The 12,070-nt window shown below is 27.9% G+C and carries 14 protein-coding genes; 2 read left to right on the forward strand and 12 right to left on the reverse strand.

Annotated elements, in window-relative coordinates; all coding sequences use genetic code 11:
- Nucleotides 1-47: 47 nt before the first annotated feature.
- Nucleotides 48-1,367, forward strand: coding sequence for a methionine gamma-lyase family protein (locus NSA23_RS01080; RefSeq protein WP_338080850.1), 1,320 nt, complete (start codon nt 48-50; stop codon nt 1,365-1,367).
- Between the two features lie 13 nt (nt 1,368-1,380).
- On the opposite strand, the gene lexA is transcribed toward NSA23_RS01080, so the two are convergent.
- Both lexA and NSA23_RS01090 read right to left on the reverse strand, forming a co-directional pair.
- Entirely contained in the window at nt 1,381-2,001 is a 621-nt protein-coding gene (gene lexA, locus NSA23_RS01085; RefSeq protein ID WP_042681850.1) for a transcriptional repressor LexA, read from the reverse strand.
- A gap of 62 nt (nt 2,002-2,063) precedes the next feature.
- Nucleotides 2,064-2,186, reverse strand: a complete 123-nt coding sequence (locus tag NSA23_RS01090; RefSeq protein ID WP_257490055.1) for a hypothetical protein — start codon at nt 2,184-2,186, stop codon at nt 2,064-2,066.
- 291 nt (nt 2,187-2,477) lie between these two features.
- Here NSA23_RS01090 and yneA point away from each other — a divergent pair, with 291 nt between their 5' ends.
- Nucleotides 2,478-2,789, forward strand: a complete 312-nt coding sequence (gene yneA, locus NSA23_RS01095; RefSeq protein WP_042681845.1) for a cell division suppressor protein YneA — start codon at nt 2,478-2,480, stop codon at nt 2,787-2,789.
- Nucleotides 2,790-2,791: 2 nt separating this feature from the next.
- Here yneA and NSA23_RS01100 read toward each other — a convergent pair whose 3' ends face one another.
- The 10 genes from NSA23_RS01100 to NSA23_RS01145 all read right to left on the reverse strand — a co-directional run bounded on the left by NSA23_RS01100 (nt 2,792) and on the right by NSA23_RS01145 (nt 12,070).
- The gene (locus NSA23_RS01100) at nt 2,792-3,775 is read right to left on the reverse strand and encodes a tyrosine recombinase XerC (RefSeq protein WP_042681843.1); all 984 of its coding nucleotides are present in this window, start codon (nt 3,773-3,775) and stop codon (nt 2,792-2,794) included.
- Between the two features lie 753 nt (nt 3,776-4,528).
- On the reverse strand, nt 4,529-5,725 hold the full coding sequence (locus NSA23_RS01105; RefSeq protein WP_042681840.1) for a pyridoxal phosphate-dependent aminotransferase: 1,197 nt from the start codon (nt 5,723-5,725) through the stop codon (nt 4,529-4,531).
- Nucleotides 5,726-5,815: 90 nt separating this feature from the next.
- Nucleotides 5,816-6,199, reverse strand: coding sequence for a PadR family transcriptional regulator (locus tag NSA23_RS01110; RefSeq protein WP_042681838.1), 384 nt, complete (start codon nt 6,197-6,199; stop codon nt 5,816-5,818).
- Nucleotides 6,186-7,016: a PHP domain-containing protein gene (locus NSA23_RS01115; protein ID WP_042681836.1), complete on the reverse strand. Its 831-nt coding sequence runs from the start codon at nt 7,014-7,016 to the stop codon at nt 6,186-6,188. The genes NSA23_RS01110 and NSA23_RS01115 overlap by 14 nt, the downstream gene beginning before the upstream one ends.
- Nucleotides 7,017-7,108: 92 nt before the next feature.
- Nucleotides 7,109-7,369 carry a stage V sporulation protein S gene (locus NSA23_RS01120; protein WP_042681834.1) on the reverse strand — a complete coding sequence of 87 codons (261 nt, stop codon included), beginning with the start codon at nt 7,367-7,369 and terminating at the stop codon, nt 7,109-7,111.
- 194 nt (nt 7,370-7,563) lie between these two features.
- Nucleotides 7,564-7,824, reverse strand: a complete 261-nt coding sequence (locus tag NSA23_RS01125) for a stage V sporulation protein S (protein WP_042681832.1) — start codon at nt 7,822-7,824, stop codon at nt 7,564-7,566.
- Nucleotides 7,825-7,974: 150 nt separating this feature from the next.
- Nucleotides 7,975-9,507 (reverse strand): ribonuclease Y, encoded by a 1,533-nt coding sequence (gene rny, locus NSA23_RS01130; protein ID WP_042681829.1) that lies wholly within the window; start codon nt 9,505-9,507, stop codon nt 7,975-7,977.
- A gap of 195 nt (nt 9,508-9,702) precedes the next feature.
- Nucleotides 9,703-10,359 carry an ATPase gene (locus NSA23_RS01135; RefSeq protein ID WP_042681827.1) on the reverse strand — a complete coding sequence of 219 codons (657 nt, stop codon included), beginning with the start codon at nt 10,357-10,359 and terminating at the stop codon, nt 9,703-9,705.
- 5 nt (nt 10,360-10,364) lie between these two features.
- Nucleotides 10,365-10,616, reverse strand: coding sequence for a hypothetical protein (locus tag NSA23_RS01140; protein WP_042681825.1), 252 nt, complete (start codon nt 10,614-10,616; stop codon nt 10,365-10,367).
- Between the two features lie 11 nt (nt 10,617-10,627).
- Nucleotides 10,628-12,070 carry an AAA family ATPase gene (locus tag NSA23_RS01145; RefSeq protein ID WP_050069808.1) on the reverse strand — a complete coding sequence of 481 codons (1,443 nt, stop codon included), beginning with the start codon at nt 12,068-12,070 and terminating at the stop codon, nt 10,628-10,630.

Consider the following 12,070-nt stretch of genomic DNA (forward strand, 5'->3'; position numbering starts at 1 on the left):
ATGTCTCTGATTTTCAGAGGCTTTTGTTTTTAAATATTTTAGAAAAGGTGGAAACTAAGAATATGGATAAGGATACAATAAATATTTTATGTAAACAATTTAGTCTTAAAGAAGAAGTAATAAGGTATGTGGAAGAAAAGGAAAAATTAATAAAAGAGAATTTATCTATAATTGATAAAAATAAAGAATATAATCAATATAAAGTAATAGAGGGAATGCAAAAAGCTAGATTAAGTTCTACAGATTTTTATTGGACCACAGGATATGGATATGATGATATAGGAAGGGATAAGGTAGAGGAGATATATTCCTATGTCTTTAACACAGAGGATGCTCTAGTAAGGCCTACAATTGCCTCTGGCACACATGCTATTACTTTAACTTTGTCAGGAATATTGAGACCTAATGATGAATTAATATCTATAACAGGTAGCCCTTATGAAACATTACAAAAAGTAATAGGGACAAAGGGAAATGAAAAGGGAACTCTTTGTGAGTTTGGAATATCTTATAAAGAAATACCTTTAGATAATGATGGTCATATAAATATAGACCAAGTTCTAAAGAATATTACTGAGAAAACTAAATTAATTTTAATTCAAAGATCTACTGGATATAGTGATAGAAAAGCTATAAATATAAGTGAAATGAACAATGTTATTAGAAAAATTAAAGAAAATAATGATAAAGTAATAATTATGGTAGATAATTGTTATGGAGAGTTTTTAGAAAAAAAAGAACCTACAGATATAGGAGCTGATATTATGGCAGGATCCTTAATTAAAAACCCAGGAGGAGGTTTAGCTTTATCTGGAGGATATATAGTGGGAAACAAAGATTTAATTGAATTAATAGCAAATAGAAGTACTGCACCAGGACTTGGAAAAGATTGTGGATTAACATTTGGAATGACAAGAAGTATTTTACAAGGTTTATTTTTGGCACCTCATATTGTATCAGAAGCTGTAAAGGGAGCTATTCTAATGGCAGCAGTTTATAGTAGTTTAGGTTTTAAAGTTATACCTAATGTAGATGATTTAAGAAGTGATATTATACAAGGAATAGAATTTAATAGCAGAAAAAGAATTCTAGAGTTTTGTAAAGGTATACAAAGTGCATCTCCAGTGGACTCTTATTTTACTCCAGAACCTTCAGATATGCCTGGGTATGAAGATCAAGTTATAATGGCCGCTGGAGGATTTATACAAGGTTCATCTATTGAATTGAGTGCGGATGCTCCTATTAGAGAACCTTATTATGCATATTATCAAGGTGGTCTTACTTATGAACATTGCAAATTGGGAATAATGAAATCTTTAAATAATTTATACGAAGAAAACTTAATAAATAAGGATAAGCTGGTTTAAATACAGCTTATCCTTATTTAATACTTCTATATAACCCTATTACTTTTCCTAAAATTGCAACATTCTTCGTAAGTAGTGGAGACATACTTTCGTTTTCTGGTTGTAATCTTACGCAGTCTTTTTCCTTGAAAAATCTCTTTATTGTGGCTTCATCATCTAATAATGCAACTATAATATCTCCATTTTCAGCATTATTTTGTTGCTTTACTAATACATAATCTCCATCAAAAATGCCAGCATTGATCATACTTTCACCTTGAACTTCTAGCATAAATATAGAACCTTTTTCAGCTATTTCTAAAGGTACAGGAAATGTTTCTTGTATATTTTCAATAGCGAGTATAGGTTGCCCAGCAGTTACCTTTCCTATAATAGGTATATCTACAGTTTTTTTAGGAGCAAATAAATAGTCTTCATCCCTATTTAAAACTTCAATGGCCCTAGGTTTTGTAGGGTCTTTTCTAATATATCCTTTCTCTTCTAAATTGCCTAAATAACTATGAGCAGTAGAAGTAGATTTTAGTTTTACTCCTTTACATATTTCTCTAACGGAAGGAGGGTATCCTTTTTTCTGAATTGAACTTTTTATAAAAAGTAATATTTCAATTTGTTTTTGATTTAAATCTTCATACAATTTAAACACCTCACATAGGATTAGTATATACTTAATATTTAGTGAACTTCACATGACTAAAGTCACATACTTTTAGCATCACTACTAAAAATTTCTGCTTCATCAACCTTGTAACCTACTATCTGGGCAAAGAAACAAAACGATTCAGATAAAAGCATAGCTTTTGGTTCTTTGCTTTTTAACAAGCGTCTTAATTTCTGCAGAACCTACAGTGTATTTATACTTATGTATACATAAAATTTATAACATATACAAAATTTAGCTACTAATTCATGACTGGAGTTACGAGAGTACATGACAAATCTTCAAATTGCTCAAAAAATACACCAACTAATATTAAATTATATTTATTATAGCATAAAAAAAGAAAAAATTCAAACAAGAGTTCGTTTTTTTGAGAAAAAAGTATTGACTTGGAACTTACGTTTGCTTATAATGATAATAAAGAAAAAGAACTTATGTTTTGAGGTGGTTTTATGTTAAATAAAAAAGTTAGTATAGTGAATTTTAAAAGATTTTTTCTATCAATACTTGTTATGGTTATAATGGTTATTTTGATAACAGTAATATTTTTAAATAATAAAGCTTATAGTATTACATATGAAGAAAAATATCATAGGGTGAAAGTTAAAGAAGGGGATACTATTTGGGGAATAGCGTTAAAGAACAAACCAAAAGATTATGATACAAGAAAAATGGTGTGCGATATAGTAGAGTTCAATAATTTAAAAGAGATGAATATATATCCAGGTGATATTATAAAAGTACCAATTAAAAACCAAAGGTAAAATTACCTTTGGTTTTTAATATCAGAGGGGAAAGTATGGGATAAGGGATTGCTATTTACAGCATCTCTTAATCTTTCATCATCAATATGTGTATATATTTGAGTTGTAGCAACATTTTCATGACCTAATATTTCTTGCAATGCTTTTATATCTACATTCCCATATTTATACATTAAAGTAGCTGCAGTATGTCTAAGTTTATGAGTAGAGTATATAGATGTATCAAGTCCTGTTTTTTCTAAATATTTATCTATCATATGTTGTACAGCTCTATTACTAATTCTATTTTTTCTTTTACTTATGAACAATGCATTTTTGTCCTTAGTATCTTTAGGCCTTATTTTTATATATTCATCTATAGCTTTTATACAAGCTTCATTTAAATATATGGTTCTTTCTTTGTTTCCTTTTCCTATTACAGTGAGTGTATCTTCTTTAATTTTATCAATATCAATACTTACTAATTCCGATAGTCTAAGCCCACAGTTTAGAAACAATGTTATAATAGCATAATCCCTTTTTCTAAATAGTTCACTAGGATTTTTATTTACTGTATCTAATAATAATTTTGCTTGTTCTAAGGTCAGATATACAGGCTGCCGACTATTAGCTTTTGGAAATTCTAAATTATCTGCAGGATTTTTTTCAATAAGATTGACCTTTGTATGTAGATAATTAAAAAAGGAGCGAACACTAGCAACTTTTCTAGCTTTAGCATGGTTGCCATTATCTCTCGTTTTATCTACAAATGAAATAAAAGCATGTAGATCTTGTATAGTAACTTTTTTGATGAAATCTATATCTATATCAAAAATCTCAATTTCATCAAAAATAGTTTCCTTATTAACTAATCTATATCTAATCTTTAAAAATCTAAAAAAAGTTCTTATGTCAAAAAAATATTCTTTAACTGTATTCGAAGATTTTCCTCTTATAGTTTCCATATAATTTAAATAATCTTCTAATATTAATGGTATATCATCCATTTTATCACCACTTTCTATTATTTTTCCAAACATTAGTCACAAAATGTTTATTTTGTGACTAATGTTATAGTTGAATAAAAAACATTTAATCTTGAAAAAGTACTTGTCAAAACTAAATGCCCTATTTATTTTCTGTTAGCTACTATTATTATGCATGCCATAATTACTACTAAAACTTTATTGTTCATTTTTTTCACCTTATATTGTTATTTTTTAAATTTGTATCTTTTTCTCTGTTTCACATTAAATCCTATTTTGTTTTCTAATTTATCTTTAATTTTAGAATTTTAGTTTTTGCTTTAAAGTCTAGCTCTAACTCATTCTTTTCGTGTCTCTCAATTTCTCCGTGTTAAAATAAAATAGGAAGAAAGAGTGGCTTTGGCATAACCTAAATAATCTCTATAAATATATTATATCATATTTTCTAACAAATTTATTTTCTTAACCTTTTATTTATACTATATATTTATATTTTAATAACTTATCTTTCTGCAAAAATAAAGTTTACATAATATTATTATGTAAACTTTATTTTCAACTATTTAATTAATATTATATATTATCTATTATTTATTTTTAACTATTTTATAATGCATAAATATATAACAGTATAATTTAAAGGCATAAAATCCTTACAAAAACATTTTGCTACCTTTTGAATGTTAAACTATTGAATTTATTTTATAATGCCTTAAAATCGAAAATAAAGAATGTTTTTTAAACAAATTTATAATTATTTATTCTCTTTAAATTCTATGCCCTTTCTACTATTTCTTTTATTCTATTTAATCCTTCTTCTATATTACCCATGGATGTTGCATAAGATAATCTTATATAATCATCATCTCCAAAAGCAATACCTGGAATTACTGCTACATTACCTTTTTCTAATAAAAGGTTCGCAAAGTCTAAAGAACTTTTTATTTTTTTATTGTAAATTGTTTTATTTTTTAATTTGGTAAAATTAACCATCACATAGAAAGCACCTTTAGGTTTTTGACAACTTAATCCTTTTATATCGTTTATCGCATCTACCATGAAATTTCTTCTTTGCTCAAAAGCTTTTTTCATATTTTCTACACTAGCTTGATCCCCGGCTAGTCCTTCAATACTAGCGTACTGGGAAATAGAACAAGGATTTGAAGTAGTATGGCTTTGAATATTGCTCATAACTTTAGCAATATCTTTATTTGCAGCCGCGTATCCTATTCTCCATCCTGTCATTGCATAAGCTTTAGACATACCATTTATGACTATAGTTATATCTTTAATATCATTATTTATAGAAGCAATACTTACATGTGTCTCTTCATCGTATGCTAATTTTTCATATATTTCATCAGATATTACAAGTATATTATTTTTTATAGCCCAATCTGCAATTTCTTTTAATTCTTCTTCATTATAAAGAGCACCTGTAGGATTATTTGGGCTATTCAATATAATTGCTTTTGTCTTATCAGTAATTACTCTATTTAAATCATTTATAGTATATTTAAAATCATTTTCTTCCTTAGTATTTATATATACTGGAATACCACCTGCAAGTTTTATTAGTTCAGGATAACTAACCCAATAGGGAACAGATATAATTATTTCGTCACCAGGATTTGTAATAGCCATTAGCGCATTGTAAATAGAATGTTTTGCTCCACTAGATATTATAATATTTTCAGGTAAATAGGAAAGATTATTGTCATCTTTAAATTTTTTGCATACAGCTTCTTTTAGCTCTATTAAACCAGAAGCTGGAGTATATCTAGTCTTTCCTTGTTCAATAGCTTCAATTCCAGCTTCAACTATATTTTTAGGCGTATTAAAATCTGGTTCACCTGCCCCAAAACTAATTACATCCACCCCTTCAGCCTTCATAGCTTTTGCTTTCGCTGTAATATCTAAAGTTAAAGATGGTGAAATTTCTAGACTTTTCTTTGATAAATTAAAATTCATGTTCTCCCTCCATTATACAATGTGATTTTCAATATATTTAGTTATTTCTATATTAAAATAGCTAACCCTTCTTTTAGATATTAAGATTTGTTAAATATCTATATTATATATATCTTTTAAGACAGTTTTTATAATGTATAAAGAGTCTTCAAATACAGGCTTATACATTAATAATATAACTTTATAATGTTCAAATCCTTTATCAGTAAGTTTATATCTCCTAATGGAACGTTTATCAGGTTCCTCCCACCATCCAGTTACATATCCTTCTTCTTCTAATTCTCTTAACAATGGATATACCATCCCGGGACTTGGCTCCCATTTATTGTTAAGTCTTAGCTTTATTTCATCAATTATTTCATTACCATAATAAGTTTTATCCCTAAGTAAGTGTAGTATATAAAGTTTCACAAAAGAAGTGGTACTAATCTTAGAAGGAAATTGTCTACTTCTTTCACCTCTATAAATTGTCAATTTCAACCCTCCTTTTAAATTCTGGTATATTGTCTATATTTACATAATATTTCCCTAATAAATACTCTCCATCTATTAACTCACCATGACAATCAGAGCCAGCTGTTTTAATTAGACTATATTTATTAGCTATATTAATAAGATATGAAACTTGCTCTAGTGAATGTTTAGAATGAGTTACTTCTATTCCATCAATTCCGTTTTCAATACAATAATATATTGCTTCCTTATTATTAATTAATCCTGGGTGAGCAATAATAGCTATACCTCCAATGCTATGTATTAAATCAATAGCATCTTTTAAAGATAATTTATATCTTTCAACATATGCTGGTTTATCTTTATTCAAAAACATACTAAAAGCTTCTTCCATGTTTCTTACATATCCTTTTTTGATTAAAGTTCGAGCAATATGTGGTCTTCCAATTATTTTACCTTTTGCAAATTTCTCAACATCTGATAATTTAATATTCATTCCCAATTCATTTAATTTTAAAATGATCTTTTTACCTCTAATTATTCTTTCATCTTGTAATTTCTTTGTAATTTTTTTTACACAAGATGATTTATAATTTATAAAATAACCTAATATATGAATTTCTTCATCATCATATATGCAGCTTAGCTCTATGCCTGGAATTATAAAAAAGTTTTTATACAAATTACTCCTATTTATAGCTCTATCGATTCCTGATACAGTATCATGGTCAGTGATAGCTAAAGTATCAAGATTTTTTTCTACAGCTAAATCTACAATTTCTTCTGGAGTTAATAATCCATCAGAAAAAAATGTATGAGCATGTAAATCGGCTATCATATGGATCACTCCCTTGGGATATAAAAGATATTTATATTATAACATTTTTTATAATTTAAAAACCTGCCTTTTGGCAGGTTTTTTTATTCCTACTATCTTGGTTCCACAATCAACTTCATAGCTGTTCTTTCCTCACCATCAATCTCAATGTCAGTAAATGCTGGAATACAAATAAGATCTACTCCACTTGGTGCAACAAATCCTCTAGCAATAGCAACTGCTTTAATAGCTTGATTAAGTGCTCCTGCTCCTATAGCTTGAATTTCAGCACTTCCTTCTTCCCTTAAAACACCTGCCAATGCCCCTGCAACAGAATTCGGATTTGATTTAGTTGCTACTTTTAATATATCCATTAAAATTAGCCTCCTATTTAATAAAATATTTTTACAAAATTACGTTTTATATTTTGTATATTATTCCTATATATATATCTATTCTACAAATAATAATAAAACCCTCTTTAATTTCAAAATACTTATGAAAGTATACTAAAAGTAATAAAAAAATCTGCCTTTTGGCAGATTTTTTTATTACTTTTAGTATTTTATTATCTTGGTTCCACAATCAATTTCATAGCTGTTCTTTCCTCACCATCAATCTCAATGTCAGTAAATGCTGGAATACAAATAAGATCCATTCCACTTGGTGCAACAAATCCTCTAGCAATAGCAACTGCTTTAACAGCTTGGTTAAGTGCTCCTGCTCCTATAGCTTGAATTTCAGCAGCACCTTTTTCTCTTAAAACACCTGCCAATGCTCCTGCAACAGAATTTGGACTTGATTTTGCTGATACTTTTAATACATCCATTAAAATAGCCCCCTCTACATATATTATTTTATTTATATTATATATACACTTAATTCTACAATTAATAGAGAAATCCTCTTTTATTTTTGAAAAAGTTTATAAAAAAATAATATATTTTTATCTATAGCTATAATACTCTCTAAATTAAATTTATTTAGCATATTCTACAGCTCTTGTTTCTCGGATTACATTTACTTTTATTTGTCCAGGATAATCCAATTCTGATTCTATTGTTTTAACTATATTTCTTGCAGTATGCATTATCTCATCATCATTAATTATCTCAGGCTTAACCATTATCCTTACTTCACGACCTGCTTGTATAGCAAATGATTTTTCTATACCATCAAAAGAATTTGCAATTTCTTCTAATTTTTCAAGTCTTTTAATGTATGCTTCTAAGGTTTCCCTTCTTGCACCAGGTCGAGCCGCTGAAATAGCATCGGCAGCTTGGACTAATACAGCTTCTATAGTTTGAGGTTCAACATCTCCATGATGAGCTTCTATAGCATGTAATACCTCTTTTGATTCTTTATATCTTCGAGATAGATCTACACCAATAGTTACATGAGGTCCCTCTACTTCATGATCTACTGCTTTACCTATATCATGAAGTAAGCCAGCTCTTTTAGCTACTCTAACATTAGCTCCTAATTCAGCAGCCATAACTCCGGCTAGATGAGAAACTTCTATAGAATGTCTTAATACATTCTGACCATAACTTGTTCTATACTTAAGCCTACCAAGTAGCTTAACAAGCCCATGATGTAATCCATGTACTCCAGTTTCAAAAGCTGCTTGTTCTCCTTCCTCACGAATAATACTTTCTACTTCTTTCTTAGCCTTTTCCACCATTTCTTCAATTCTTGCGGGATGAATTCTTCCATCTACAATTAATTTTTCTAAAGCAATTCTAGCTATTTCTCTTCTAATAGGATCAAAGCCAGAAAGTACTACAGCTTCTGGAGTATCATCTATTATAAGATCTATTCCTGTTAAAGTTTCTAATGTTCTAATATTTCTACCTTCTCTTCCTATTATTCTACCTTTCATTTCATCATTAGGTAAAGGAACAACAGTAACAGTGGTTTCAGCTACATGGTCAGCAGCACATTTTTGAATAGCACAAGAAATTATTTCCTTTGCTTTTTTATCTGCTTCTTCCTTTGCTTTATTTTCCATTTCCTTAATCATTATGGCAGATTCATGTACGATTTCCTTTCTTACATCATTTAGAAGAAGTTCTTTTGCTTCATCTGTTGTAAGTCCAGATAATCTTTCAAGTTCTTCAACCTGCTTATCATAAAGTTGTTCTATTAAGCTTTCTTTTTCATTTAGCTCTCTGACTTTCTTTACAATAAATTCTTCTTTTTTCTCAAGGGATTCACTTTTCCTATCAATTGTTTCCTCTTTATTAACTAATCTTCTTTCTAATCTTTGAATTTCATTTCTTCTTTCTCTATTTTCTTTCTCAATATCATTTCTAAGTTTGTGAATTTCCTCTTTTGCTTCAAGAAGAACTTCTTTTTTTTCTGTTTCCGCTTCTCTTTTGGCATCATTTACTATTTTCTTAGCTACTTCTTCTGCATTATTAATTTTACCTTCAGCTATAGTTTTTCTTATATAAAAACCAACAATAATTCCTATAGCGGCAGTTATAACTAATTTAATAATAGGGTCAATAACACAGCACCTCCATTTCTATTAACTTTTCAAGTTCCATACAATATTTTCAATAATCATTAACAAATAAATAAACGAATAAATCATGATAAAAATATAAACCGAGTAGTCTCGGTTTATAGAGTCTACATTTGTGTATTGATAGGACTTGCATACGATTTTATTTTATTACTTTTATATAGGTCTGTCAAGTGATTAATTAGGGGTTACCTTTTCAACAATGCTCTTAGTACCCTCTAGATGAACTCTATAAGCATTTGTACTAACAGATGAAAGGTGATGGTTGTGTGTAACCATAATAATCTGTCTACTAAACATTTCAGAAGTTCTCTTCAAAAAATCTGCTACATTAAAAATAAAATCTTCACTAACATGTTTAGCTGGTTCATCTAATATTAAAGGCCCTTGTATAAGAGGTTTATGAACTTGAAGAAAAGATACTCTTAATGCTAAGGAAATTATATCTACTACTCCTCCCCCTCTAGATAGTTCTGGTTTAGTTTTAATAACTTCTTTTTCATCTTTTGTAATAACGTAAAATTCAGCATTAGGCTTGCCATATAACTCTTCAATTTCAATAATAAACTCCATATTAGAATCAAATATATATTGAAGACAGTTAGAAACTATTACCTCAATTTGCTGTTTTGATTGTAGCCTTGCATATTCAGAAGTCTTTTGGAGTAATATATTTACCTTTTCTAAAAGGTTTACCTTCTCATCAATATTCGAAAGCTCTTCTGATGTATCTTCTATCTGTTCTAATATTTTATCTTTCTTTCCTGACTCTCTAGATAAAAAACTTTTAAGAGCTTCTGTCTTATTTTCTAAATCCAAATAATTTTCAATCATTAGCATCACTTCTTTTCTAAAATATCCTTTGGAAGCATTTTATGAGCTTCTTCAAATAAATTATTTATTTCTTTAGTTAACTTTTCGATTTCCCCATCTAATTCATCAGGATTAACCCCTAATTCTTCCAATTCTCTAACAATTTCTTCTTGTTGTTTATTTAGTTGTTCTAATCTTGCTTCTGCTTTATATTTTAAAGATTTTGCCTTTTCAAGATCTTTTTTCAATAAATTTAGTTCTTTTTCATAGTCACTCACATTTATCCTCCTCAATTATAGTTATTAATTATTTCCTCTATAGTTTCATTGTCTATCTTGTGAAAACATAATGGGCATACTTCAAATTGTTCTAATAACCTTTTATATTCCCTAAGATAATATTCAATTTGTTTATTTTCTTTTTTAATAGCTTTTTTAGTTGAGTTTAGTTCAGATTGAGTAATATTTTTTTCATTCTGAAAATTTATTAGCTTTGACAATATAAGCACTTTCTTTTCCAAAACAGAAAAAACTTTATCTACATAATTTATCTGAGAAAATTTCTCTAGATAATTTCTTCCATATATTGTTCTCATATTATTTTCATCAAACTTTTTTTTAGTAGATATTAACTCTATAAGCTTTTTACTATCATCATATATGAAGGAAATTTTTTTATCTACAATATCAATATTTTTTAACTCAGTAAGAATATTATAATTAGCTTTTATATTCTTTTTCACTAATTTGCAATTTGAGTCTACAACTTCTAATCTATTTTTTTTAATAACCTTATCTTCTGATTCTTTAACTAATTCACTGACTCTATGTAAATTCTCTAAAGAATTCACTATATTTTCATTATAACAAATATTTTTATTAATATCGAATAAGTATTTCCGTCTATTATCAATAAAATTATATGTTTTTACTTTCATATTTAAATCATTAGTAATGCTTTCTACTGTATTTATATTTTCTAATTTAATACTTAGATTTTTCAAATCTTTTGTTTCTTTTTCTATATTATTATATTCTATACTTATTTTCTTTAATTTCATAGACTTATCTTCTAATTGTTTAATTTCATTTTTTATTTCGTCCAATTTTTTTACAGTAGATTTTAATTCTTCAAGATAGTTATACTCTTTTAAATTATTTTCAAGTTTGTCTAATTGATTTGTTAAATTCCGTCTAGATAAATTTAAGTTTCTTATATCTTTCAAAGTCTCTCCAACAGCATCATCAATTATATGAACTCCAACTAATCTTCCAATTGCATTTGCCCTTGTACTAGTTTTTTCAGACAGTAAAAAAGGCCCTTCTAATTGATCGCTTATATTTATAGAGTTTGTCTGTTTTCCATCTAAATATACTTTTCTAATATTTGTTGCATCAATTATTTCTTTAGGAACATTTTTTCCAAACCCTTCAAAAATCTGTTCTTCTCCACTGCTATCATAAAGACAATATAAATTCTTATTTTTACTTTTATATCTCTTAATTTTAATACCATCATTAAATTGTATTGTTACACTACAATCACTTTCACCTTCTCTTATAAAGAAGTCTCCAGAAGGTTCATTAAAAAGAGCCCATTTAATTCCTCTTATTATAGCACTTTTGCCCTGATCTGAAGGTCCAACTATGACATTTAAATTTTCATCAAACTCTAACTCCGTATATTTATGGGATTGAAAGTTTTCTAAAATAACCTTCTTAATATACTTCAT

It is taken from the genome of Anaerosalibacter massiliensis, assembly GCF_024623155.1.
GTDB lineage: Bacteria > Bacillota > Clostridia > Tissierellales > Sporanaerobacteraceae > Anaerosalibacter > Anaerosalibacter massiliensis.